At 74.3% G+C, this 24,541-nt stretch carries 23 protein-coding genes; 8 read left to right on the top strand and 15 right to left on the bottom strand.

The features are described from left to right. Positions 1-58: 58 nt before the first annotated feature. Positions 59-304, bottom strand: a complete 246-nt coding sequence (locus tag ACWIYF_RS13335; RefSeq protein ID WP_448628619.1) for a hypothetical protein — start codon at positions 302-304, stop codon at positions 59-61. A gap of 218 nt (positions 305-522) precedes the next feature. On the opposite strand from ACWIYF_RS13335, the gene ACWIYF_RS13330 reads away from it, so the two are divergent. Next, positions 523-1,431, top strand: coding sequence for a hypothetical protein (locus ACWIYF_RS13330; protein WP_448628618.1), 909 nt, complete (start codon positions 523-525; stop codon positions 1,429-1,431). 3 nt (positions 1,432-1,434) lie between these two features. On the opposite strand, the gene ACWIYF_RS13325 is transcribed toward ACWIYF_RS13330, so the two are convergent. Next, positions 1,435-3,828, bottom strand: a complete 2,394-nt coding sequence (locus ACWIYF_RS13325) for a bifunctional salicylyl-CoA 5-hydroxylase/oxidoreductase (RefSeq protein ID WP_448628617.1) — start codon at positions 3,826-3,828, stop codon at positions 1,435-1,437. Next, positions 3,828-5,450 (bottom strand): AMP-binding protein, encoded by a 1,623-nt coding sequence (locus tag ACWIYF_RS13320; protein ID WP_448628616.1) that lies wholly within the window; start codon positions 5,448-5,450, stop codon positions 3,828-3,830. The genes ACWIYF_RS13325 and ACWIYF_RS13320 overlap by 1 nt, the downstream gene beginning before the upstream one ends. Before the next feature lie 88 nt (positions 5,451-5,538). Between ACWIYF_RS13320 and ACWIYF_RS13315 the strand changes: the two genes are divergently transcribed. Next, positions 5,539-6,390 carry a PaaX family transcriptional regulator gene (locus ACWIYF_RS13315; protein ID WP_448628615.1) on the top strand — a complete coding sequence of 284 codons (852 nt, stop codon included), beginning with the start codon at positions 5,539-5,541 and terminating at the stop codon, positions 6,388-6,390. A 22-nt stretch (positions 6,391-6,412) separates the two neighbouring features. Here the strand turns inward: ACWIYF_RS13315 and ACWIYF_RS13310 are convergent, their stop codons facing one another. Beyond that, positions 6,413-7,759 carry an adenylate/guanylate cyclase domain-containing protein gene (locus ACWIYF_RS13310; protein ID WP_448628614.1) on the bottom strand — a complete coding sequence of 449 codons (1,347 nt, stop codon included), beginning with the start codon at positions 7,757-7,759 and terminating at the stop codon, positions 6,413-6,415. A gap of 113 nt (positions 7,760-7,872) precedes the next feature. On the opposite strand from ACWIYF_RS13310, the gene ACWIYF_RS13305 reads away from it, so the two are divergent. Further along, entirely contained in the window at positions 7,873-9,186 is a 1,314-nt protein-coding gene (locus ACWIYF_RS13305; RefSeq protein ID WP_448628613.1) for a DUF222 domain-containing protein, read from the top strand. A gap of 104 nt (positions 9,187-9,290) precedes the next feature. On the opposite strand, the gene ACWIYF_RS13300 is transcribed toward ACWIYF_RS13305, so the two are convergent. Genes ACWIYF_RS13300 through ACWIYF_RS13265 form a run of 8 tightly spaced genes read right to left on the bottom strand, consistent with a single transcriptional unit; the run spans position 9,291 to position 17,245 of the window. Then, positions 9,291-9,647: an arsenate reductase family protein gene (locus ACWIYF_RS13300; RefSeq protein ID WP_448628612.1), complete on the bottom strand. Its 357-nt coding sequence runs from the start codon at positions 9,645-9,647 to the stop codon at positions 9,291-9,293. 14 nt (positions 9,648-9,661) lie between these two features. Next, complete coding sequence (locus ACWIYF_RS13295; protein ID WP_448628611.1) at positions 9,662-10,063, bottom strand: RidA family protein; 402 nt, start codon at positions 10,061-10,063, stop codon at positions 9,662-9,664. Further along, a complete protein-coding gene (locus ACWIYF_RS13290) occupies positions 10,060-10,818 on the bottom strand; it encodes an SDR family NAD(P)-dependent oxidoreductase (protein WP_448628610.1) in 759 nt (252 codons plus the stop codon). Before ACWIYF_RS13290 ends, ACWIYF_RS13295 begins: the two co-directional genes overlap by 4 nt. Further along, positions 10,815-11,645 carry an enoyl-CoA hydratase family protein gene (locus ACWIYF_RS13285; protein ID WP_448628609.1) on the bottom strand — a complete coding sequence of 277 codons (831 nt, stop codon included), beginning with the start codon at positions 11,643-11,645 and terminating at the stop codon, positions 10,815-10,817. Before ACWIYF_RS13285 ends, ACWIYF_RS13290 begins: the two co-directional genes overlap by 4 nt. A 55-nt stretch (positions 11,646-11,700) precedes the next feature. Then, positions 11,701-14,346, bottom strand: a complete 2,646-nt coding sequence (locus tag ACWIYF_RS13280; protein WP_448628608.1) for an adenylate/guanylate cyclase domain-containing protein — start codon at positions 14,344-14,346, stop codon at positions 11,701-11,703. A 10-nt stretch (positions 14,347-14,356) separates the two neighbouring features. After that, the gene (locus tag ACWIYF_RS13275; protein WP_448628607.1) at positions 14,357-14,995 is read right to left on the bottom strand and encodes a DUF2278 family protein; all 639 of its coding nucleotides are present in this window, start codon (positions 14,993-14,995) and stop codon (positions 14,357-14,359) included. Between the two features lie 11 nt (positions 14,996-15,006). Further along, on the bottom strand, positions 15,007-16,149 hold the full coding sequence (locus tag ACWIYF_RS13270; protein ID WP_448628606.1) for a DUF3500 domain-containing protein: 1,143 nt from the start codon (positions 16,147-16,149) through the stop codon (positions 15,007-15,009). Between the two features lie 22 nt (positions 16,150-16,171). Then, the gene (locus tag ACWIYF_RS13265) at positions 16,172-17,245 is read right to left on the bottom strand and encodes a nitrilase-related carbon-nitrogen hydrolase (RefSeq protein WP_448628605.1); all 1,074 of its coding nucleotides are present in this window, start codon (positions 17,243-17,245) and stop codon (positions 16,172-16,174) included. A 107-nt stretch (positions 17,246-17,352) separates the two neighbouring features. Here ACWIYF_RS13265 and ACWIYF_RS13260 point away from each other — a divergent pair, with 107 nt between their 5' ends. Beyond that, a complete protein-coding gene (locus ACWIYF_RS13260; protein WP_448628604.1) occupies positions 17,353-18,780 on the top strand; it encodes a DUF2252 domain-containing protein in 1,428 nt (475 codons plus the stop codon). A 28-nt stretch (positions 18,781-18,808) separates the two neighbouring features. Here ACWIYF_RS13260 and ACWIYF_RS13255 read toward each other — a convergent pair whose 3' ends face one another. Both ACWIYF_RS13255 and ACWIYF_RS13250 read right to left on the bottom strand, forming a co-directional pair. Beyond that, entirely contained in the window at positions 18,809-19,189 is a 381-nt protein-coding gene (locus tag ACWIYF_RS13255; protein WP_448628603.1) for a hypothetical protein, read from the bottom strand. A gap of 35 nt (positions 19,190-19,224) precedes the next feature. After that, the gene (locus tag ACWIYF_RS13250; protein WP_448628602.1) at positions 19,225-20,448 is read right to left on the bottom strand and encodes a YbfB/YjiJ family MFS transporter; all 1,224 of its coding nucleotides are present in this window, start codon (positions 20,446-20,448) and stop codon (positions 19,225-19,227) included. Between the two features lie 151 nt (positions 20,449-20,599). On the opposite strand from ACWIYF_RS13250, the gene ACWIYF_RS13245 reads away from it, so the two are divergent. The 4 genes from ACWIYF_RS13245 to ACWIYF_RS13230 all read left to right on the top strand — a co-directional run bounded on the left by ACWIYF_RS13245 (position 20,600) and on the right by ACWIYF_RS13230 (position 23,716). After that, positions 20,600-20,899, top strand: coding sequence for an antibiotic biosynthesis monooxygenase family protein (locus tag ACWIYF_RS13245; protein ID WP_448628601.1), 300 nt, complete (start codon positions 20,600-20,602; stop codon positions 20,897-20,899). Between the two features lie 90 nt (positions 20,900-20,989). Beyond that, entirely contained in the window at positions 20,990-21,181 is a 192-nt protein-coding gene (locus ACWIYF_RS13240) for an antitoxin (protein ID WP_448628600.1), read from the top strand. Positions 21,182-21,328: 147 nt separating this feature from the next. Beyond that, complete coding sequence (locus tag ACWIYF_RS13235; RefSeq protein ID WP_448628599.1) at positions 21,329-22,843, top strand: flavin-containing monooxygenase; 1,515 nt, start codon at positions 21,329-21,331, stop codon at positions 22,841-22,843. Positions 22,844-22,900: 57 nt separating this feature from the next. Beyond that, entirely contained in the window at positions 22,901-23,716 is an 816-nt protein-coding gene (locus tag ACWIYF_RS13230; RefSeq protein ID WP_448628598.1) for an alpha/beta fold hydrolase, read from the top strand. Between the two features lie 15 nt (positions 23,717-23,731). Here the strand turns inward: ACWIYF_RS13230 and ACWIYF_RS13225 are convergent, their stop codons facing one another. Beyond that, positions 23,732-24,538: an aldo/keto reductase gene (locus tag ACWIYF_RS13225; protein ID WP_448628597.1), complete on the bottom strand. Its 807-nt coding sequence runs from the start codon at positions 24,536-24,538 to the stop codon at positions 23,732-23,734. Between the last annotated feature and the right edge of the window lie 3 nt (positions 24,539-24,541).

Here is a 24,541-nt window from a genome sequence, read left to right as displayed (position 1 = left end):
TACGTCGCGATCGCGCTTCGCGTTCGGGGAGAAGTGTCGTCCATCCCGGAACGTCGCCTCAGGACGCCGTCCGGCCGGGGCCGTCGGTCCCGGGCTCGGGCGCCGCGTCCCAGCGCCTGGACCGCGCGTCCAGCGCGGCCTGCCACTCCGACCGCCCGCTCGCGCCCGCCCGCGCGGCCACGACGACGAGGGCCACCACGGCGACGGCGATCAGGAGCAGCAACCCGGTCAGGATGGTCTCCCAGCCGAACAGCGGGGGGACGGTCATGCTGCCCGGTGCCGGCGGGGTGGAGACGGGCGCCATGCGACACAGCCTGCGCGATCGCGCGGCACCTCGGCATCCCCCGTGCCGGTGCCGTCACCCGCCGGGGCGACGTCACGCAGGGAGACGGCCGGCGCCGTCGGCACCCCGTTCGGGCGGGGTACCACCGCCTATGGGTGACCTTCCTGCGCCATCAGGAGCCTTCGCCGGTCCGCCCGCCGTAGCGTTCCGGATCCCCGGACCCGGAGAAGGCAGGTGGGATGAGCGTCGAGCTGCACGAGCCGCTGGACCGTGGGCACCCGAACGTGACGGGTGATCTGCCGACGGTCCTCGAGGCCGCGCCGATGTTCCGCCGTGCGGTCGCCGGCTACGACCGCTTCCAGGTCGACACCTACGTCCGATGGGCGGAGGACGAGCTCGCCACTGCCGAGCGCGAGCACGAGCGCCTGGTGGCGCGGCACGTGGCGACGCGGGCGGCCCTCGACGAGGCCCGGGAGCTGCTCGCCCACTCGCCCGGTGGCAGCGAGTTCCTCCAGGTGTCGCGCCGGATCGGGTCGATGCTCGCCGCGGCGGCCGACGAGGCCGAGAGCCTGCGGGCCGAGGCGGAGGCCGACCGGTCCGCCGCCGCCGCGCAGGCCGAACGGGTGCTCGCGGACGCCGGGGCCGAGGCGGGCCGGGTGGTCGCCGAGGCGGTGGCCCGGTTCGAGGAGCTGACCGCCGAGGCGCACCGGATCGTCGACGAGGCCGAGCAGGCTGCCCGGGCGGCCCGCGCGGCGGCCAGGGCGCGGCTGGAGCGGGTTCGGGCGATCGAGCGGCAAGCCGCCGACCACGTCGAGGAGATCGAGCGGCGGGCGGTGGCGGAGGCCGCCGTCGCCCGGCTGCAGGCCCGGGACGACGTCCTCCGGCTGCTGAGCACCGGACGGGAGCAGCGGCGGCGGGCGGACGACGAGGCCGCCGCGACCCGGGAGCGCCTCGACCGGGAGGCCATGGTGCGCCGCGCCGCCGTGCTCGCGGAGGTCGAGGCCCTCGAGCACCGGCGGTCCGCGCTGCGGGCGGAGATCGAGCTCCTGGGACCGGTCGACGCCCCCACCGGCGGCCGGCTGGCCCTGCACCTGCGCCGCCTGCTCGACCGGCTCCGGTGGCGGCCCGGGTTCCTGCGGGCACCCTGACGGTCAGCCCGCGTCCTGCGGGCCGGGCCGCCACCGGGTGTGCCGGGTGCCGCGCGCCGGTTCGCGGATGAGGGTGAGCCGTGGCGGCGGCCCGTCGGTCCGCCCGGTCGGCGGCTTGCGGCTGCCCGCGCGGTACGGCGCCGGCCACGTGATGCCGGCGCCCGTGTACTCCTGCTCCGCGGCGGCGTGCAGCGTCCAGTGCGGGTCGTACAGGTGCGGCCGGCCGACGGCGACCAGGTCGGCCCGCCCGGCCAGCAGGATCGAGTTGACGTCGTCGTAGGAGGAGATGGCGCCGACGGCGATCACCGCGACGCCGTACCGCCGGCCGACCTCGTTGCGGATCCGGTCGGCGTACGGCGTCTGGTAGCTGCGCCCGAATGCCGGCGTCTCCTCCTTGACCACCTGCCCGGTCGAGACGTGGATCGCGTCGGCCCCGTGCTCGGCGAACGCGCGGGCGATCTCCACGGCGTCCTCGACGTCGTTGCCGCCCTCGCACCAGTCGGTCGCCGAGATGCGGACGCTGACCGGCCGCTCCGCCGGCCAGGCCGCGCGCACCGCGTCGAAGACCTCGAGCGGGTAGCGCAGCCGGCCGGGCAGCGCTCCCCCGTACTCGTCGGTGCGCCGGTTGGACAGCGGCGAGAGGAACGACGAGAGCAGGTAGCCGTGCGCGCAGTGCAGCTCGAGCGCGTCGAACCCGGCCCGCGCCCCGGCCTCGGCGGCCGCGACGAACTGCCCGGTGATCTCGTCCAGCTCGGCGCGGGTGAGCTCGCGCGGCACCTGGTTGGCCGGCGAGTACGGCACCGGCGACGGTCCGACCACCGGCCAGTTGCCCTCGGGCAGCGGCTCGTCGATGCCCTCCCACATGAGCTTCGTGGAGCCCTTGCGGCCGGAGTGGCCGAGCTGCAGCACGATCTTCGCGGTGCTCTGCGCGTGCACGAAGTCGACGACCCGCGCCCAGGCGGCCTCCTGCTCGGGCGTGTAGATGCCGGCGCAGCCCGGGGTGATCCGGCCCTGGGGCGAGACGCACACCATCTCGGTGACCACCAGCCCCGCGCCGCCGAGGGCCCGGGCGCCGAGGTGCACCAGGTGGAAGTCGGTGGGCAGCCCGTCGTCGGCGGAGTACATGTCCATCGGCGAGACGACGACCCGGTTGGCCAGCGCCAGCCGCCCCAGCCGGAACGGGGCGAACATCGGCGGGCAGCCCTCCTCCCCCGGCCGGGCCAGCTCGGCCGGCACCTCCTCGCCGGCGAACCACCGGTCCATCCGCGCCACGAACTCCGGGTCGCGCAGCCGCAGGTTGTCGTAGGTGATCCGCCGGCTGCGGGTGACGATGTTGAACGCGAACTGCTCCGGCGCCTGCCCGACGTACTGGGCGATGTTCTCGAACCACTGCAGGCTCGCCTGCGCCGCGCGCTGGGTGGAGAGCACGACCGGCCGCCGCTCCGCCTCGTAGGCGGCCAGCGCCGCGGGGACGTCGGGCTGCTCGTGCAGGCAGGCGACCAGCGCGAGGGCGTCCTCCATCGCCAGCTTCGTCCCGGACCCGATGGAGAAGTGCGCGGTGTGCGCGGCGTCGCCGAGGAGGACGACGTTGCCGTGCCGCCAGGTCCGGTTCGAGACGGTGGTGAAGCTCTGCCACTTGGAGTTGTTGGCGAGGATGCGGTGCCCGTCGAGCAGGTCGCCGAGCAGCTCGCCGATCCGGGCGATGGACTCCTCGTCGCTCACGCCGGGCGGGAACACCTGCGCCTCCGACGCGGCGAACCCCGCGCGGCGCCAGACGTCCTCGCGCATCTCGACGATGAAGGTGCTGCCGCCCGCGTCGTAGGGGTAGCCGTGCACCTGCAGCACGCCGTACGGCGTCTCGCGGATGTCGAAGGTGAAGGCCTCGAACACCCGGTCGGTGCCCAGCCACATGTACTTGTTGTGCCGCCGGTCCAGGACGGGCGCGAAGACGTCGGCGTGCTTGGTGCGCACCGCCGAGTTCACCCCGTCCGCGGCGACCACGAGGTCGTACGTGCGGGCGAGGGAGTCCACGTCGGGTGCCTCGGCGCGGAAGGTGACCCGCACGCCGAGCTCGGCACAGCGCTCCTGCAGCAGCTGCAGCAGCACCTTGCGGCTCATGGCGGCGAAGCCCTGGCCGCCGATCGTCGTCACCGTGCCGCGGAAGTGGACGTCGACGTCGTCCCACCGGGCGAAGCGCTCCGCCATGCGGGCGAACACCACCGGGTCGGCGTGCTCGATGCCGCCCAGGGTCTCGTCGGACAGGACGACGCCGAAGCCGAACGTGTCGTCGGGGGCGTTGCGCTCCCAGACGTCGACCTCGGTCCCCGGGCGCAGCGCCTTCGTCAGCGCGGCGAAGTACAGCCCGCCGGGGCCGCCGCCGATGACCGCGATCCGCATCAGTGCGCCGTCACGGCCTCGCGCAGCCGGAAGCGCTGCAGCTTACCGGTCGCCGTCCGCGGCAGCGAGGGGACGAACTCGATCGAGCGCGGGTACTTGTAGGGCGCGATGAGCCGCTTGGCGAACTCCTGCAGCTCGGCGACCTTCGCCTCGTCACCGACCACCCCGTCGCGCAGGACGACGGCGGCGTGCACGATCTGCCCCCGCTCGGGGTCCGGCCGGCCGACGACGGCGCACTCCACCACGTCCGGGTGCTGGTCGAGCGCCTGCTCCACCTCGGGCGCGCCGATGTTGTAGCCCGAGGAGACGATCATGTCGTCGCTGCGGGCCTGGTACCAGAAGTAGCCGTCGGCGTCGCGGATGTAGGTGTCGCCGGTGATGTTCCAGCCGCGCTGGACGTAGCCGGTCTGGCGGGCGTCGGCGAGGTACCGGCAGCCGGTGGGACCCTTCACCGCCAGCCGGCCCGGGGTGCCGTCCGGCGCCGGGTTGCCGTCGTCGTCCAGCACCGCCGCCCGGTAGCCGGGGACCGGCGTCCCGGTGGACCCGGGCCGGATGGCGTCGTCGGCGGCCGCGATGAAGATGTGCAGCAGCTCGGTGCTGCCGATCCCGTCGATGAGCCGGACGCCGGTCTTCGCGAAGAACTCCTCCCACACCGCCTTGGGCAGGTGCTCCCCCGCGGAGACGGCGCGGCGCAGCGTGCCCAGGCACCCCTCCTGGCCAGCGCGGAGCATCGCCCGGTAACCGGTGGGCGCGGTGAACAGCACCGTCGCGCGGTGCCGCTGCACCGCCTCGGCCAGCTCGGCCGGCGTGACCTTCTCCAGCAGGAGCACCGACGCGCCGACCCGCAGCGGGAAGACCACCAGCCCCCCGAGCCCGAAGGTGAAGGCCAGCGGCGGCGTGCCGGTGAACACGTCGTCCGGCCGGGGGCGCAGCAGGTGCGCGCTGAAGGTGTCGGCGACGGCCAGGACGTCGCGGTGGAAGTGCATCGTCGCCTTGGGGACGCCGGTGGTGCCCGAGGTGGCGGCGAGCAGCGCGACGTCGTCCGCCGCCGTGGCGACGTTCTCGTACGTCGTCGGCAGGGCGGCGACCCGGCGCACGAGGTCGTCCTCTCCCCCGCCGCCGTAGCACTCCATCCGCATGCCGGTGGCCTGGGCGACCGGGGCGAGGTCGAGGGCGAACCGGGCGTCGCAGAGCGCGAAGGCCGTGCGGGTGATCTCGGCCAGCTGCAGCAGCTCGCGGCTGCGCAGCACCGGCACCGTGGTGACGGCGACCCCGCCGGCCTTGAGGACGCCGAACCAGCACGCCACCAGCCACGGGTTGTTGGGGCCGCGCAGCAGCACCCGCTGCCCCGGCACCAGTCCCAGCTCGCTCGTGAGGTGGCCGGCGACCTGGTTGGCCCGGGCGAGCAGCTCCCCGTAGGTCCAGGTCTCGGTCGGGCTGAGCAGGCAGGGCCGGTCGGGGCCGTGCACGGCGACGACGTCGTCCAGCAGCGCCGCGGCGCAGTTCAGCCGCTGCGGGTAGGCGAGCTCGGGCAGGTCGAAGATCAGCTCTGGCCACTGCTCGAACGGCGGCAGGCTGTCCCGGCAGAAGGTGTCGACGTGCGCGGACGGCGAGAGCTCCATCGCGGACCCCAATCTCGGACGCCGTCCCCCAGTGTGCTCCGCTCGTGACGGCAGTCAAGAACGCGTCATAGGGCGCTACGGTGGCGGGGTGAGGCTCGTGCCCGCCTCGGCCGCCGAGGACGTGCTCGGCGACCCGCAGCCGCGCCACCTGATCGTCACGGTCTACGGCCTCTACGCGCGCGCGACGCACGACTGGCTGCCGATCGCCGCCGTGGTCCGGCTGCTGCAGGACCTCGGCGTCAGCGCCCCCGCCGTCCGCTCCTCGATCTCCCGGCTGAAGCGTCGGGACACGCTGCGCAGCCTGCGGCTGGGCGGCACCGCCGGCTACGCGCTCTCGCCGTCGATGCTGGAGGTCCTGCGCGAGGGCGACCGGCGGATCTTCGAGCACCGGCCCGCGGGTCCGGACGACGGCTGGGTGCAGGTCGTCTTCACCGTGCCGGAGGTGCAGCGGGAGAAGCGGCACGAGCTGCGCAGCCGGCTCGCGGGGCTCGGCTTCGGGCCGGTGGCCCCGGGCGTCTGGGTGGCGCCGGGAACCCTCACCGAGGAGGTCGAGGTCGCGCTCGAGCGCCAGGGCCTGGCCGGGTACGTGGACCTCTTCCGCGGCGAGCACCTCGGGTACGCGCCGCTGCGCGAGCGGGTCCGCCAGTGGTGGGACCTCGACGCGGTCGAGGCGGGGTACGCGCAGTTCCTCGCGGCGTACCGGCCGCTGGCCCGCCTCGTCGCCCGGCGCCCGCCGCCGGACGACGAGGCGTTCGCGGCGTACGTGCGGATGCTCACCGTGTGGCGGCGGCTGCGCTACCGCGACCCGGGCCTGCCGCTGGAGCTGCTGCCGGCCCGCTGGAAGGGGGTCGCCGCGGTCGACCTGTTCGAGCAGCTGAACGCCGCCCTCCGGCCGGCCGCCGAGTCGCACGCCACGGCGGTCGTCCGCGCCGCGACGTAGCGCCGGTACCGCGTCCCGCTCGTCACGGGGAGGCCAGGTCGACGGAGTAGAGCGGCCATTCGTCGGGCACGCCCTTGAGCCGGTGGGTGCCGCGGTCGGAGAAGGAGATCCCGGCGCCGGCGACGAGGTCCTTGACCGTGCGCGAACACAGCACCTCGTCCGGCGCGGCCAGCGCAACGACGCGGGCGGCGATGTGGACGGCGATGCCCCGCACGTGCCCGTCGACCAGCTCGACCTCCCCGGTGTGCAGGCCGACCCGGAGCCGCAGGCCCAGCTCGGCCAGCTGGCTCCGGGTGGCGGCGGCGGCGCGGATCGCCCGTGCCGGCCCCTCGAAGGTGGCCAGGAAGCCGTCCCCCGTCGTGTCGATCTCCCGCCCCCGGAACCGGCCGAGATTCGTCCGCACCACCGCGTCGTGCTCCTCCAGCAGGCGACGCCACCGACGGTCGCCCAGCTCGGTCGCACGGGCGGTGGAGTCGACGATGTCGGTGAACATCACCGTCAGCACCACCCGGTCGGCTTCGGCGACGGGCAGGTCGCCGGTGAGGAACTCCTGGGTGAGGGCCAGCACGGCGTCCTGGTCGCCGAAGAACGGCAGGTGTGCGTCGCCCGGCAGCTCCCGGAAGGTGGCCTGCGGAAGGCGCTCGGCCATGTACCGGCTGGCCTCGGCCTGGGCTATCCGGTCCCCCGTGCGATGCAGCACCAGCGTCGGCACCCGGACCGCGCCGAGCAGGCCGCGGATGTCGACCGGGGCCAGTCGGGTGATCAGGTCGACGCGCTCCACCGGGCTCGCGGCCGAGCGGTAGAAGGCCGACCACCAGCGGCGGGTCATCGTGTCGCGTGCGTCGGTGGGCGAGATGTCCGCCATGAAGCGGTCGGGATCCATCGGACCCGTCCGGATGGCGCGGATCAGGTCGTCGCGCTCCTCTGGTGTGGCCCCCCACGGGTAGTCGTGGGCCCGCACCGTGGCCGGGTGCGCCCCGAAGGTGATCACCGCGGCCGTCTGCTCCGGGTGGGTGGCGGCGAACAGCAGGGCCATCCGGCCACCCACGTGGCAGCCGAACAGGGCGGCCCGTCGCGAGCCGACGGCCGTCAGGACGGCCGATATGTCCTCCACCCAGTCCTCGAACGCGTAGCCGAGGGGCCCGCGGTCGGACAGCCCGGTGCAGACGCGGTCGAACAGGATCAGCCGCGAGAACGAGGCGAGCCGCTCCAGGAACTCGGCCGCCGCCGGGTTCTCCCACAACAGCTCGAGATGGCTGGGCCAGCCCAGCAGGAAGACGAGATCCAGATCCCCCTGGCCCGTCACCTGGTAGGCCACGGCGTGGCCCTTCACGTCATGGGTGAAGGAGACCGGCGGCCCGAACCGCATGCGCGAACCCTAGCCACGTTCGTCGCAGGAAAGGCGTTGTCGGCGCCCCGCGGAGGACCTCGGCGCACCGTCGGCGCCGTCTGCCGGCAAGACGGCTTCCGCATCTGTGGACGATGCGCCGACCTGGGGATTCAGCTCACCGGGGCGTCCTCGAGCCGGTATTCTTCGTACACACGTTCGAGGTGTGGGGAGGTGTTCATGGACGAGTTGACGGCGGCGCTCGAGGCCCTCGCAGACGAGGACCTGCATGCCCGCACCGGCCCGCAGCTGCTCGGCGACATCCCCGACCTGGTCGCCGCACGCAACCGCCTCGACGCCGAACTGGCCCGCCGGCTGCGCGTCGCCGACAGCAAGCAGGCCTTCGCCGCCGACGGGATGGCCACGGCGCAGTCGTGGCTGCGCGGGCATTGCCGGCTCTCCGGCGACGCGGCCGCGCGGATGGTCCGCAACGGCCGGACGACGGAATGGCTGCCCGCGGTCGCCGACGCCCATGCGGCCGGAAAGATCACCGCCGATCAGGTGTCAGTGATCGGGAAGATCACCGGGCCGCGGCCGGTCGCGCTCGCCGCCGCTCAGGGCATCGACCTGACCGAGGTCTCCGCGGTGCTGGCCCGTTTCGCAGCCACCCAGCCGCACGACGACCTGGTCCGGCTGGTGCACCAGGTGCTCGCCCGCCTCGATCAGGACGGTCCCGAACCCGATTCCACCGAGGAGCGGTTCCTCTCCGTCGCCAAGCACGCCGACGGATCGGGCACCGGCCGATTCCACCTGACGCGTTCGGCATGGAGAAGCTGCAGGCCGCGCTGGAGTCGATCCTGCAGGCGAACCGCCCCGCGGGTGACACCCGTACCCGGCCCCAGCAGCAGGCCGACGCCCTGGTCCAGCTGGCCGACATCCATCTGGGCTGCGACACCCTGCCCCTGCTGCGCGGGGTGAAGCCCCAGGTTGCGGTCAAGATCGGCGCCGACGACCTCGCCGCGCCCGCCACCGGTAAGGGCGCCGCCGAGGCCGGGTTCGGCGCGAGCTTCTCCGCCGCCCGGGCTCGGCAGGTGGCCTGCGACGCCGAGCTCCGGCGCTTCCTGCTCGGTCCTCGGGGTGAACTGCTCGACCTGGGCCGCACTCAGCGGTTGGTCACCCCGGCCATCCGCAAGGCCGTCGAGTACCGCGACAAGCACTGCGTCTTCGCCGGCTGCCTCGCCCCGACCTACTGGTGCGAGGTTCATCATGTGATCCATCGGCTGTTCGGCGGCGAGACGTCCGAGGAGAACTCCGCGCTGCTCTGCGAACGCCATCACACCCAGGTGCATCACGGCTTCCGCGTCGAGCGAGACAGCAACGGTCGCTGGCACACCTACCGCCGCGACGGCACCGAGACTCTCGTCCTCCGCCCACCGGCCCATGATCCGGAGCTCACGCGAGCCGGCTGACCCGTCCCACCTCCCGCTCCCCCGACGAGTCCGTCGGGCGCAGGGACGTGTGCGGCCTGGATGCGGCGCGCATACGACACGGCGAGCGGGAGCGGTGGGCCCTACTACGCGGAGGCGTCCAGCGCTCGGCGGACGGCGTCCTCCGAGCGGCCGACCACGGTGGTGCCGTCGTCCGCGGTGATGATCGGCCGCTGGATGAGGATCGGGTTCGCCGCCATCACCTCCAGCCAGCGCCGCCGGTCCCGCGGCAGCTCCGCGAGCCCGAGCTCCGCCGCGACCGGCTCGTTCGTCCGCGCGACGTCCCACGGGTCCAGACCGAGCCGCTGCAGCACGGCGTCGAGCTCGTCGGCGGTCGGCGGGTCGTCGAGGTAGCGCCGCACGGTGTAGCTCGCGCCGGCCTCGTCGAGCAGCTCGGTGGCGGCGCGGCACTTCGAGCAGGCCGGGTTGATCCAGATCTCCAACGCGGACTTCCTCCTCAGGCAGGGATCTCCGCGACGCCCTGCACCTCGACCAGCGCGTCGTCGTCCCACAGCCGGGCGACGCCGATCCCGGCGGTCGCCGCGTAGTTCCGCCCGGCCAGCCGGCGCCAGACCTCCCCGATCTCCCGGGCGTGCGCCCGGTAGTCGGGGACGTCGACGATGTAGATCGTCAGGCTCGCCAGGTGCTCCGGACTGCCGCCGGCGGCACGCAACGCGGTGAGCAGGTTGCCCAGCGCCTGCTCGAACTGCTCGACGACCGTGCGGCCGACGATCCGCCCCTCGGCGTCCAGCGCGGTCTGCCCGGCCAGGTGCACGGTCGCCGTGCCGCGGGCCCGGACGGCGTGCGCGAAGCCCGACGGCCGCGCCAGCTCCGGCGGGTTGATCCGCTCCAGCGTCATGACTGCACCGCTCCCCCGTCGACGTTGACGCCCTGGCCGGTCACCGCCGCGTTGCCCACGCAGAACAGCACCGCGTCCGCCACCTCCTCGGCATCGACGAGCCGGCCGATCGGCTGCCGCCGCGCCAGCACCGCCCGCGCCTCCTCGGGCGTGCGCCCGGACCGGGCGGCGATCGCCTCGACGGTGCCCTCGGTCATCGGGGTGTCGACGTAGCCGGGGCAGACCGCGTTCACCGTCACCCCGCTGCGGGCGACCTCGGCCGCCGCCGCCCGCACCAGCCCGAGCACCCCGTGCTTGGCGGCGGTGTAGGCGGCGACCTGCGCCTCGCCGCGCTTGGCGACCACCGAGGCGACGACGACGATCCGGCCCCAGCCGCGCCCGAGCATCGGCGGCAGCACCCGGCGGACCAGCCGGAACGGGGCGGTCAGGTTGAGCTCGAGCATCCCCGCCCAGTCGTCGTCCGACGTGTCGACCAGCGGCGCGGCGAATCCCGCCCCCGCGTTGGAGACGAGCACCTCGACCGGTCCCCATTCCCGTTCCACCCGCCCGACGGCGGCGTCCACCTGCCCCGCGTCGGTGACGTCGGCGGCCACGCACAGCGCCGGGGACGGCAGCCGGTCGCGGACCGACCCCAGCGCGGCGGCGTCCCGGGCGAGCAGGGCGACCCGGTGGCCGTCGGCCGAGAGCCGGGCCGCGACCGCGGCACCGATGCCCCGGCTGGCGCCGGTGACCAGGCAGGTGCGCGGCTCGGTCACGTCCCGGTCCAGCGGGGCGGACGGCGCTCGGTGAACGACGCGTGGAACTCCGCGTGGTCGTCGGTGGTCATGAGCAGCGCCTGCGTCATGGCGTCGAGCTCTATCGCCCCCGCCAGCGACATGTCGAGCTCGCGGGTGATCAGCGCCTTCGTCTGCGCGTAGGCCAGCGCCGGTCCGGTGGCCAGCCGCGCGGCCAGCCGCGCCACGGCGTCGTCCAGCTCGTCGTCGGCGACCAGCTCACTCACCAGGCCGTACCGGTCGGCGGTCGCGGCGTCGATCGTGTCGCCGAGCATGAGCAGCTGGGTGGCCCGCCCGGCGCCGACGACGCGCGGCAGCAGGTAGGCCGCCCCCATGTCGCCCCCGGAGAGCCCGACCTTGGTGAAGAGGAACGCGAACCGGGCGGACGTGGTCACGATCCGGAAGTCCGACGCGAGCGCCACCACCGCGCCCGCCCCGGCCGCGATGCCCTGGATCCCGGCGACGATCGGCACGGGCACCTCGCGCATCGCCCGGATGAGGTCGCCGGTCATCTTGGTGAAGGCCATGAGCTCGCGCGGGCGCATCCTGATCAGCTCGCCGATGATCTCGTGCACGTCGCCGCCGGCGCAGAACGCCTTCCCCCGGCCGCGGATGACCAGCACGCGGACGTCGTCCCGGTACGGCAGCTGCAGCACGAGGTCGCGCAGGTCGGCGTAGCTCTCGAAGGTCAGCGGGTTGAGCTTCTCCGGACGGTTGAGCGTGACCGTGGCGACGCCGTCGGCGACCCCGAACTCGAAGTGCTCCCACTCGTCGGTGAGCGGGACCGACGCCCTGAACCGGTTGCCCATGCTCGATCGGCCTCCTCGCCCCGGGGCTGCGAGGGTAGCGCCCGTGGGACGGTCGTCACCCCGGCGCGACCGACCCGGGATCGCCGTCGGCGAGGTCCTCCAGCGTCCGGTCCAGCGCGTGCAGCAGCGGCCACGCCCGTCCCTCCTCGGCGGCGCGGGCGTAGGCGGGCTCGCCCAGCTGCTCGGAGGCACGGGCAGTCAGGTCCGCCACCAGCGGCGCGACGGCGGGGAAGAGCATCGCGGCGACCCTGCTGCGGGCGGCGGCCGCGGCAGCCAGGGCGCGTGCCGCCACGGCGGGGCGACCGCCGGCCAGGGCCACCGCCGCGAGCCCTTCCAGGGAGGCGGCGACGCGGGACGGCTGGCCGCTGGCGCGGCTGTCCGCCGCGGCCGCCAGGATCGCCCGTCGTCCTCCGGGCAGATCCCCTCGGACCACCTGGACGAGCCCGCTCAGGCTGAGGGCCTGTCCGAGCACGGCGTCGTCGGCGAGCCGGCCGGCGACCTCGACCGCTTCCGCGTAGTGCTGTTCGGCATCCGCGAGGTTCCCGCCGAGCAGCGCGAGGTTTCCCCGCAGCATGTTCATGCGGCCCAGGGCCAGACTCCGGCCGAGGGCGGTGAACCGGGTGACCGCCTCCTCGACCTTGCGCGACGCCTCCTCCACCGAGCCGTCGACCAGCGCGGCGAAGACGTCGGCGTAGGCCAGGAGTGCCTGCTCGAGGGCGTGGTCGGCGTCGTCGCGGAGGAGGGAGCGGGCCCCCTCCAGGGACCGACGGAGGACGGCGACGTCGCCGAGGATGCCCGCGATGATCGCGCGGAAGGCGAGCAGCCGCCCGCGCACGTCCGGAGGGGCGTCCCCCGCCCGGGGCAGGACGCCGTCGAGCCAACCCGCGGCCTCCCGCTCGGCATCGCGCCGCGACAGGTACGGGGATGCGCTGCGGACGAGCGCCGCGACCGTCTCCGCGTCCCCGGCGTCAACGGCTCGCTGCACCGCCGCGCGGAGGTTGGCGCGCTCGCGGTCGAGGCGTTCCAGCACGTCCCGGAAGCCCCCGGCCACTGCCGGCAGCACCGGGGCGGTGAGCGCTTGCACCCACGCGGTGTGGCGTCGTTCCGTCTCCGCCCGATCGGGAGCCGCGGCCAGCTTCTCCACCGCGTAGGCCCGCACGGTCTCCAGCATGCCGAGCCGCGGCTCGCCGGGGGTGTCGTCGATCTCGACGACCAAGCTGGCGTCGAGCAGGTCGGAGAGGGCACCGAGCACGTCGGGCTCGTCCGGCCGGCCGCACACGAGCTCCGCCGCCTCGAGCGTCCACCCGCCCGAGAACACGCCGAGGCGGGCGAAGACCGCCTGCTCGTGCGGGCCGAGCAGGGCGAAACTCCAGTCCATGGTGGCGCGCAGCGTCCGCTGCCGCTCCGGCAGGTCCACCGGACCGCCGAGCACATCCAGCCGCTCCCCGAGCCGGGCCAGCAGCGCCGTGGGAGGCAGCAGGCGGACCCGGGCCGCGGCCAGCTCGATGGCGAGCGGGAGCCCGTCGAGCCGGCGGCAGATCTCCGCCACCGCAGCCGCGTTCCCGGCGTCGATGCGGAATCCGGGGCGCACCGCGGCCGCTCGCTCGGCGAACAGCCGCTCCGCGGCCGGGCCGGGCAGCTGGGAGAGGGGGAACAGCCGCTCGGACCGCAGCCGCAGCGCACGGCGGCTGGTCGCCAGCACGACCGCGCCCGGCGCCCGGTCCAGCAGGGTGGCGAGGTCCGGCGCCGCGGCCGCCACCTGCTCGACGTTGTCCAGGACGAGCAGCGTGTGACCGTCCCCCAGCGCCGCGCGCACCGCGTCCACCGGATCGACCCCCAGCTCGGGCGGAGCTCCGACGGCCTCCGCGACCGTGCTCAGCACGAGTGCGGGGTCCGCGACGGCGCTCAACGCCACGAACACCACCCCGCCGGGGAAGTCGCCGGCCACGCTCCGCGCGGTCTCCAGTGCGAGCCTGGTCTTGCCGATCCCACCGGGGCCGGTCACGGTGACCAGCCGGGTCCGGGGCTCGGTCAGCAGCGTGGCGAGCGCGGCGACCTGGCCGTCGCGGCCGAGCAGCTCGCCGACCGGGGCGGGCAGCGCGCGGGAGCGGGCCGGGGTCCGGAGCGGCGGGAACGCCGTGGGCAGCCCGGCGATGTCCAGCTGGTAGAGCGGAGCCGGCTGCGGGAAGTCCTTGAGCGGGTGCGCCCCGAGGAAGCGCAGCGAGAGGCCGTCGGGGAGCTGCTCGCCGACGAGCGCGGCGGAGGCGTCGGACAGCAGGACCTGGCCGCCGGACGCGACCGCGGCGATCCGGGCGGCCCGGTGCACGGCCAGGCCCACGTAGCCGTCCGGGCCCAGGGTGGCCTCGCCGGTGTGCAGGCCCATCCGCACCGGCACCGGCCCCCCGTCCGGCCACGGGTGGGCCGCCAGCGACCGCTGCGCCTGCGCCGCGGCGGCCACCGCCTGCCCGGCCGTGGGGAACGCCACGAAGAAGGAGTCGCCCTGTGTGTCGACCTCCCGGCCGCCGTGCGCGGTGAAGGCGGCTCGGAGCAGCTGCCGGTGATCGGCGAGGGCCGCGGCGTACGCCTCCTGGTCGAGGCGCAGCAATCGCGTCGAACCGGCGATGTCGGTGAACAGGAAGGTCACCGTGCCGGTCGGGAGCGCGGTGTCGCCGGGCCGGGCTGCGGGAGGCTGTTCGGCCACGGTCCGGAGCTCAGCCGGTCCCGCGCGGGTGACCGTCGTCGTCGGTGGCGGTGGCCTGCGTCGAGAACTTGGACAGGAAGACGTCGAACCGGCCGTCCGGCCGTTCGGTCAGGGTCGCGCCGTCCTGCCAGATGCCGTTCTCCTCCCACCACTGGCTGCCCGCCGGGTCCCCCTGGTTCTGGTGGACGTTGTGCACGCCCAGCCCGGTGCGGAACGGCTCCCCGAAGACCAGCGCCCGGCGCTCCGGGACCAGGATCGTCTCCAGGGCCTCGGCGGCCTGCAGGTGCGAGCCCGACGTCCAGCCGGTTTCCCGGCCGCCGACCAGCCCGCCCAGCAGGCATCCGGCCCGCGGGCCCAGCGCCGGGTGCCGCTCGTAGTCCAGGGCACCCGAGCCCGGTGCGCGGGGCAGGTCGTGCAGTCCCGGCGCGAGCGCGGGCACCGGGCCGAGCGCGGCGGCCGGCAGGGTCAGCACCTTCCACTGCACCCCGACGGCGGACATCTTGCTGTCGACGTCCACGGCGCACCGGTGGAGACCCGCCGGGGCGTCGACCTCGAGGTTGACGTGGAACCAGCGACCCTGCTCGTCCGGCGGGTCACGGAAGGAACGGCGCAGGACACCGACCAGCACCCCGTAACGGTCCAGCGGCACGGTCGGCCGGCCTAGGCCCGGTGCAGGGCCGCGCGGTGCCCGGCGAGCACGTCGAGCCCGAAGTCGGCGCCGGGGTCGCGCCACACCGAGTGGGCGTGGTTGGCCCCGCGCTGCGTGTTGTCCCACTCGGCCAGCAGGCCGGGCCCCTGCAGCCGGTAGTAGTGCGGTTCGCCGGGGGACGTCGAACCCGCCCAGGCGACGTGGACGGCGTCGAGGGCCGCGTCGTCGTCGTACCGGCTCCGCACGGAGACCTCGGGCGAAACGCGGTCGAGGTAGGTCCCCAGCAGCGCCCGCAGCACCTCGCGCTGCCCGGCGTCCAGCTCCGCCGCCGGCACGCCCTTCGGGTCGGCGGTGTACTCCACGGCCGCGTGATCGGGCTCGCCCAGGCCGGCCGCCTCGTCGATCGCGTCGCTCGCGGCCTGCAGCTTCGCCCACTCGGCCGGGTCCGGGAACCGCTCGTCCCGCCAGATCCCGGTGAGCGGCATCGCCCGGTTCCCCGGGGCGACGACCGTGCGGTTGGCGGTGACCAGGTCCGACGGCGCGCGGTCCAGCAGCACGGCGCGCGCCGCGAGCTGGGGCCGCAGCGACCGGACGAGGTCCCGCGCGAGGTCCTCCACCCGGCCCAGCGGCCGGTTCGCCGCGCCGCCCAGCAGCGGCGCGGTGGCGGGATCCGCGCCGAGGAAGCAAGGGGTGGTGGCGACCACCTCGCCGTCCACGACCAGGTTGTTCAGCGAGACGTGGTGGCCGCCGAAGCGCCAGCCCCACGGCCGGCTGCCGCCGGGCTCGCCGAAGACGCGGAGGTAGTACAGGCCCGGGTCGCGGCCGCGCTCGCGGTCGAACCGGGCGACGAAGCCCTCGGTCCGGTCGAGGACGTTCTCCAGGCCGATGATCGTCGCCACCGTGACGTACGCGGCCTCGGACAGCCCCGAGGCGACCACCCGCATCGCCCCGCGCTGCTGGGCCGGTCGCTGCGCGTGGAACGTCAGGCCGCCGTGATCGGTGGGCGTGTAGAACCAGCGCCGCCGTTCGGCGTCCGACGCGTCGTCGTCCGGCACCGCCCCGGTGGCGACCCGGCGCTGCTCGGGGTCGAGGGTGTCCAGCCACGCGGTCGCCGCCTGGGCCATCCGGTCGGCCACCTGCCGTCGTCCGCCCATGCCGATCGGCCTCCCGCTCGCCTCAGCTGCTCGTGTCGGGATCGACCCACACGCCCCGTTCCACCATGAGCCGGATCTGCTTCGCGATCACCTGCTCCCGGAACTGCGCGTGGTCGAACGGTGCCCGGTCCGCGTAGAGGTTCGCCGGGTAGATCGGGTCGCGGTACACGAGCTGGTAGAGCTCGGTGCGGAGGTCCTTGACCCAGTTGTCCCACAGCGCGTGGGTCCGGAAGTGCCGCAGCGCACCGATGTCGATCGTGCCGGCGACGTAGGAGGACCCGGCGCCGTACAGGTGCTGGCCCACGACCTTCCCCCGGTAGTCGATGATCATCGACCGGCCGCCGAACGTGTCGATCGGGTCGTCCGACTCCGGCTGCAGGTAGTACGTCGCCAGGTTCGGGGCGACGACGTAGAAGTTGTTGTCCAGCGCCCGCGCCCGGCTCTGGATCTCGAAGAACTCGTTGCCGGTGTGCGGATGCGGATAGGACGCCCGGTAGACCACCTCGGCGCCGTTCATCGCCAGGCCGCGCGCGTTCTCCGGATAGGACCCCTCGTTGGCCATGAGCACGCCCAGCCGGCCGATCTCGGTGTCCGCCACCGGGAAGAAGGCGTCGAGGGTGAGCCCGTACAGCTCCACCCAGCGGTCCCACACGTCGTGCGGGGTCATCGAGTGCTCCACCGGGTAGAGCGTGCTGAGCTTGTAGTGCTTGAGGATCAGCTCACCCTGCCGGTCCAGGGCGAACCCGACGTTGAAGAACCGGTCGGGGAAGGCCTCGTGGCGCGCCTTCGCCTGGGCCATCACGAAGGTGTCGTAGGTCCGGGCCAGCTCGCCGAGGAACTCCGTCTCCGGCCCCGGGATGTCGATCGCGCAGTCCCGGGCGAAGGTCTCGTGATCGAGGTCCAGCACCTCGTCGTTGAACGCCTGCAGGCCGCCCTCCGGGATGGCGACGAGCCGCACGGGGAGATCCAGGCTCGACAGCCAGGAGGCGGCCTTGAACAGGTGCGCGATGTGCTCGAGGTTGCGGCCGATGTCCGCGCGGGTGCGGATCCCGCGCACTGCAGGAACGAGGCCGACGGCGGTGTACGGCTCCGGCATCGGGCGAGTGTGTCACCGGAGCGCGTCGAGCGGGCCGGTCGGGCCGCTGTGCCCCGAACCCGGCTGTGCACTGGTCCTGGCATCGGCCCGCTGCGAGGCTCTCGCACATGACCGGGCAGCAGGGCGCGCGGCGGGCGCACACCGTCCTCGCGTCCGCCGACGACCGCGGGTTCTTCTCGTTGCGGGACAGCCCCCCGCCGCGGGCGGCGCGGTACGCGCTGGGCCGGGAACTCCGCCATACGACACCCCGCGGCGCGCTCGGGGACTGGACTCCCCCACCGGACCGCCCGGACGTCGTCGACCAGGTGATCCGGTCGCACGAGGGGCGACTGGACTGGCTGGTACCGGTCCGCGTGGGGCGGATGATCGCCTCCCCCTACGCCTTCCTCCGGGGCGCGGCCAACGTGCACGCCGCGGACTTCGCCGGGCTGCCGGCCACCGGGATCACGCCGGTCGTGTGCGGCGACGCGCACCTCGGCAACTTCGGGTTCTACGCCTCCCCCGAGCGCGACCTCGTGTTCGACCTCAACGACTTCGACGAGGCGCACCCGGGCGCGTGGGAGTGGGACCTGCGCCGGCTCACGACCAGTGTCTGGGTGGCGGGCCGGGAGACCGGGGCGTCGGAGTCCGCCTGCGGCGACGCGGTGACCCGCTGCGTCGAGGAGTACCGGCTGCAGATCGCCGCCCTGGCCGAGCAGCCGCTGCTCGCCCGCTCCTACGAGCACCTGGACGTCGACCGGATGCTGCGGGCGGCGCCCGGCACGGGGCTGCGCGCCGAGATCGAGACGGCGGCCCGGCGGGCCCGCAAGCGCACGAGCGACCGCGCGCTGCCCCGGATCACCGAGGAGCGCGACGGCGCGCGGCGGATCGTGACCGAGCCGCCGCTGCTCACCCGGCCGCGGCCGGACGAGGCCGAGCAGCTGGCCGAGGCGCTGGACGCCTACCTGACCACGCTGCCGCCGCACTGGGCCCGGGTGGTCAGCGGCTACCGCCTGGTCGACATCGCGCACAAGGTGGTCGGCGTGGGCTCGGTCGGGCTGCGCGCGTGGGTGGCCCTGTGCGAGGGCAGCAGCGCCGACGACGTGCTGTTCCTCCAGCTCAAGCAGGCCCGCCGCTCGGTGCTCGCGCCGTTCGTGCACGGCGAGTCGGCCTGGCACGCCCACCAGGGCCAGCGGGTCGTGGAGTACCAGCAGGCGGTGCAGACGGTGAGCGATCCGCTGCTCGGCTGGACCACCGCCGGGGACGTCCAGTACTACGTCCGCCAGTTCCGGGACATGAAGGGCGCCATCACCGTCGCCGGCATCGACGCCGGCGCGCTCGTCGCGTACGCCGGCATCTGCGGCTACCTGCTGGCCAAGGGGCACGCCCGCACCAGCGGGGCGTCGATGATCGCCGGCTACCTCGGGGGCGGCAGCAAGGCGCGCGCCGCCCTCTGCCGGTTCGCCCGGGCCTACGCCGACCAGACCGAGCGCGACCACGCGGCTCTCGTGGACGCCGTCCGGCGCGGCGTCCTGCCGGCCGAGACCGGCATCTGAGCGGGGAGGCCGGTCGAGCCCCTCGAGCTCACGTCGCGTCGAAGTACGTCACCTGCTCCGGCTCGGCGGTGAACGGGTTGGCCCACTCCGACGGCGCACCGGTGATCGGCTGGGCGTCGGTGACGACGACGAACGGCGTGCCCGGGTAGACGGCGAGCACCCGCGAGGACGACGACAGGTCCTCGGTCCGCTCGATGAGCTCGCCGCGGCGCAGCTGCTGCGTCGTCCGCCGGCCGCGCAGCTCCTCCCCCACCTCGGCGACCCACCGGGCCCCGTCGTGGGCGAAGGCGATGGACTGCACGCGCCGGCCGGCGGGGGGCGGCTCGCAGCCGGCGAACTCGGCCAGCGCGTCGTAGAGCCGCTCCGCCTGCTCGTCGTCGCTCGCCCGCGGGAGGAAGAAGGCCACCATGCCCCCATCCTCGCGGGCCGCACCGACAGGGCCGGTCAGGTCACCTCGGGCGTGGCCGCGGGGGACGGCGCGGCGGCGCGGCGCCGCGGGAGCGTCGCCGACGCGGCGGCCGCGACGAGCGCGGCACCGGCGGCGACCAGGAACGCCGTCGTGAAGCTGCCCGTCCGTTCGGCGATCCACCCGCCGAGCTGCGGACCGACCAGCTGGGCCAGCCCGAAGACGAGGGTGACGGCGCCGAAGGCCGCGGCGAACCGGCGGGGGTCGAGGAAGTCGGCGAGGTGCGCGGCCAGCACCGCCGGAGCCCCCGACATCGCCAGGCCGAACAGCAGCGCGGAGAGCACCGCCCACGGCTCGGCGCCGACCGGGACGAGCAGCACCGCCGCGGTCATGCCGACGTAGGCCCAGGTCATGGCCGCGCGCCGGCCCACGGTGTCCGACCAGCGGCCGAGCAGCACGCCGCCGGCCATGATGCAGACCCCCACGAGGGCGAACACCGCCGAGGCGTGGCCGGCACCGAAGCCGGCGTCGTCCTGGTACGCGGCGACGAGGAAGGTCATGTAGATCGCGACCGCCAGGCCGTACCCGCCGTAGGAGACGGTCGAGCCGATCCAGCCGGGCACCGCGCGCAGCGCCGAGATGCGGACCGGACCGGAGACCGGGGTGACCGGCGGCCGCAGCCACCGCGCCGCCGCGGCCGCCACCACCGCCGCGAGCACCGCCTCGATGCCCCACACCTGGCGCCAGGCATCGGCGCCGGCGACGGCGTGCACGACCGCGGTCAGCGCGCTGCTGGCCGCCACCCCGACCCCGACCCCGCTGCCGGTCAGCCCGATGGCCAGGCCGCGGCGGGCCACGCGGACGGCGGAGCCGGCGATGCCCGGCGCCGGCACCCAGATCATCGCCCCGGCGAACCCGGTCAGCACCATGCCCACGACGAGGACCGGCACGGACGGCGCCGACGCGAGGACCGCCAGCCCGGCGGTGCTGAGCAGCAGGCCCAGCCGCACCGAGGTCGCCGGCGCCAGGCGGCCGGCGGTGAGGCTGACCAGCAGCGTCCCCGCGAGATAGGCGGTGAGGTTCAGCGTGCCCAGCAGCCCGGCGACGGCGTAGGAGTGCACCAGTTCGGCGTTGACGGCGGGCAGCAGCAGCGCGTACCCGAAACGCCCGAAGCCCTGGGCGACGCCGGCGGCCAGCACGAGGACCGGCAGCAGGACCCGCGGCCCGAGGGCTTGGCTGCCCTGAGCACGGAAGGCGCGCACCCGGCGAAGCGTAGGCCGCCCGCGGACCAGCGGCCCGCCGGTCGCGGCGGACCCGCTCGGCTCCTTGCCGTCCGTGACCCGGCCTGGGCAGACTCGGCGTCCCTGAGCTTCCGCCGCGGACGACGGGCAGGCGATCGCGATGATGACGGTGGTGACCACGACCCGGCTGCGGCCGGGCGAGGAGGCGGAGTGGGACGACGCGATGCGCGCCCGGTTCGACTCCGCCCGTGAGCGGCCGGGCTGGATCTCCGGTCAGCTCCTCACCTCGGACGACGAGCGCTCCACCCGCGTGATCGTCGGGACCTGGCGCAGCCGCGAGGACTGGGAGGCGTGGCACTCCGACCCGGCCTTCCTCGACCAGCGCGAGACGCTGCAGCGCCTGGAGGAGGAACCGAGCCGCTCGGAGTGGTTCCGGGTGGTCGCCGACGCCCGCGCCGAGGACCCGGCCTGACCGGGTCCGTACCGACCGCGGAGCCCAGGCATCGGGAGGTCCCGGACCGGGTAGTCCCGGACCACCACACCCAACCGTGAGGAGTGCGGCATGGATCTCGGCGGCCTCGGGGACAAGGCGAAAGACGCCCTGAACAGCGAGCAGGGCGAGCAGCGCAGCGACCAGGCGCTGGACAAGGCCGAGCAGTTCGCCGACGAGAAGACCGGCGGCAAGTTCGACCAGCAGACCGACAAGGCCGGCGACGTCGCCGACCAGCGCCTCGGCCAGGAGGGCGCGCAGTAGCAGGGCGCCCGACGTCGACGACAGGACGCAGCCCCCACGGTCCGGCGACCGTGGGGGCTGCATCGTGTTGCAGTGGGATTCCGGTTCCGGCGGGCGCGCTATAGCGTTTGTGACCTCCATCACGACGAACGAGCGGAGGCCCCCCGCATGACCACGACCGAGCCGGCGACCGTAGCCGAGCCGCGCAGCGACCAGTCCGGCGTGGAGCACGTCGACGTCCTCGTGGTCGGGGCGGGCGTCGCCGGGATCGGTGCCGCGTACCACATGCACCACCAGTTCCCCGACCGGTCCTTCGTGGTCCTGGAGGCGCAGGACAACCGGGGCGGCACGTGGTGGACCCACCGGTATCCCGGCGTGCGCTCGGACAGCGACCTGTTCACCTACGGCTACCGGTTCAAGCCGTGGCGGGGGCCGTCGATCGCCGGGGGCCACGAGATCCTCGACTACCTCGACGAGGTCATCGAGGAGAACGACCTGGCGCAGTACATCCGCTACCACCACCTGGTCACCACGGCGAGCTGGTCGAGCGAGGACCGGCAGTGGACCGTCGACGTCACCCGCTCCGACACCGGCGAGCAGCTGCGCTTCACCACCAACTTCCTCTGGATGTGCCAGGGCTACTACAACCACGGGAAGCCCTACCAGCCGAAGTGGGAGGGCATGGACCGGTTCGAGGGTGTGATCGTGCACCCGCAGTCGTGGCCGGAGGACCTCGACTACACCGGCAAGCGGGTCGTCGTCATCGGCTCGGGCGCCACCGCGGCGACCCTGATCCCCGCCATGGCCGAGAAGGCCGAGCACGTGACGATGCTGCAGCGCTCCCCCTCGTACTTCTACGCGCCGCCGATCACCCACGAGCTCGCCGTCCAGCTGCGCGCGCTGGACATCCCGGAGGAGTGGACGCACGAGATCCTCCGCCGCCAGTACATCTCGCAGTACCAGTGGCTGGCGCGGACGTCGCTGGAGGCGCCCGACGAACTGCACACCTTCCTGCTCGACGAGCTGCGCCCGCACCTGCCCGAGGGCTTCGACGTCGAGAAGCACCTCACCCCCCGCTACCGCCCCTGGCAGCAGCGCATCGCCATCGTCCCGGAGGGCGACCTGTTCGCGGCCCTGCGCGAGGGCAAGGCCTCGATCGTCACCGACACGATCGAGACCTTCACCGAGAAGGGGATCCGGGTCAGCTCGGGCGAGGAGATCCCGGCCGACATCGTGGTCACCGCCACCGGCTTCAACCTCTCCGCGTTCGGCGACATCGCGTTCACCGTGGACGGCGAGCCGGTCGAGTTCCCGGAACGCGTCACCTGGCGCGGCATCATGATCAGCGGTGTGCCGAACATGGCCTACGTGTTCGGCTACTTCCGGCACAGCTGGACGCTGCGCGCGGACCTGGTCAGCGACCTGGTGTGCCGGTTGTTCGAGACGATGCAGGCCAAGGGCGCCACGATGGTGGTCCCGACCCTGCGGCCGGAGGACGCGGACATGAAGATCCGCCCCTGGTCCGACCCGGAGAACTTCAACGCCGGCTACGTCATGCGCTCCCAGCACGTCCTGTTCAAGCAGGGCGACCGCGAGCCCTGGACGCACATGATCGAGCACGAGGAGGAGCAGGTCACCCTGCCCAAGGCCGACCTCGAGGACGGCACGCTCGTCTACTCCTGACCCCAGCCCGCCCCGACCCCAGCCGCCCCATCCCCCAGCTCGAGGAGGAGCCCCACCATGCCGCAGACGGCCTGCCGGACCGGAGTCACGCTCAACTACGAGATCAGCGGCGAGGGCGAGCCCCTCGTCCTGATCATGGGGACGTCGGGCTCGATCCCGCTCTGGGGCGAGATCATCCCCCGGCTGTCCCAGAACTACCGCGTGATCGCCTTCGACAACCGGGGCCTGGGCGGCAGCGAGCGGGGCGAGGGCGCGATCACCGCTGCCTCGATGGCCGAGGACGTCTCGGCGCTGATGCAGGCGCTCGACGTGCCGAAGGCGCACGTCATGGGCTGGTCGCTCGGCTCCGCCGTCGTGCAGGAGCTGGCGCTGGCGCATCCGGAGCAGGTGGCCACCGCGATCATGTACGCCACGTGGGGGCGCTGCGACGGCCTGCAGCGCTCCGTCTTCACCGCGCTGCGGCTGCCCTACGCCGTCCGCGACATGGAGGCGGCGCTGGGCGCCGCGGGCCTGGCGTTCTCCCCGCAGCTGCTCGACCACCCGGACTTCGAGAAGATGCTGGAGCCGATGCTGCCGGCGTTCCCGCAGACCGAGGAGCAGATGCAGGTCACCACCGAGCAGTGGGACGCCGACCTGGCCCACGACACCCTCGACCGGCTCGGCGACATCACCGCACCCACTCTGGTGGTGGTGGGCGAGCAGGACCTGCTGACCCCGCCCTGGCAGTCGAAGGCCGTCGCCGACGCCATCCCCGGCGCCCGCTACGAGCTGGTGACCGGGCCGGGGTCCAGCCACGGCCTGCACATCGAGCGCCCGGACGACCTGGTCCGGATCGTCACCTCGTTCCTGGACGACCACAAGCTGCAGGCCTGAGCGACCGCCGGGGCGTCACCGTGCTCCGGCCAGGCGGAGCACGAGTGCCCGCTCCTCCGGCCCGAACCACGGCGGCGCCCCGGCGGCGGCGTTCTCCGGGAGGCGGTCGGGGCGGGCGGTGGCGGCCAGGGAGACGGTGACGCGCGGGTCGGAGAGGCCCCACTTGAGCAGCGCCTGCACCCAGGTGGTGACGCCGAAGGGCCGCAGCGGCGCGAGCTCGGCCGGGCTCGGGGAACGGCGCAGCAGCCGGCCCTCGCCGAGCGGGCGCATGAGCAGCACGCCGAGACCCAGGTCCTCGGCGAGCGGCAGGATCGTGTGCTCGACCGCGCGCTGCAGCGGGTTGTAGGGCACCTGGACGGCGTCGATGCGGCCGGTGGCCATGAGCTCGGCGAGCTCGGGCAGGGCCGCCTCCGAGTAGTGGGTGGCGCCGATCAGGCCCACCTCACCGCGGTCCCGGGCGGCCTCGAGCAGCGGCAGGTGCGCGCGCCACGCCACGAGGTTGTGGATCTGCATGAGGTCGACCCGCCCGCCGTACCACCGCACGGCGCGCGCCAGCTGCGCCGCGCCCTCCTCCGGGGACGGCGTCCAGACCTTGTCGGCCACGACGACCCGGTCGCGCCTGCCCTCCAGCGCGTCGGCGAGCAGCCGCTCGGCGGCGCCGTACATCGGCGAGGTGTCGACCAGCCGGATGCCGGCCGCGACGGCGGCCTCGACCAGCTCGCGGTGCCGGCCGTCCTCGGCCGCCGCCTCGAGCCGCCGCCAGGTGCCCAGCCCGACGACCGGCACGCCGTCCCGGCCTCGCCCCAGGCTGCGCTGCTCCACGTC

This window comes from Geodermatophilus sp. URMC 64 (assembly GCF_053502555.1).
The sequence above is the reverse complement of the archived record's forward strand: the minus strand, read 5'-3'. Positions and strand labels throughout refer to the sequence as shown.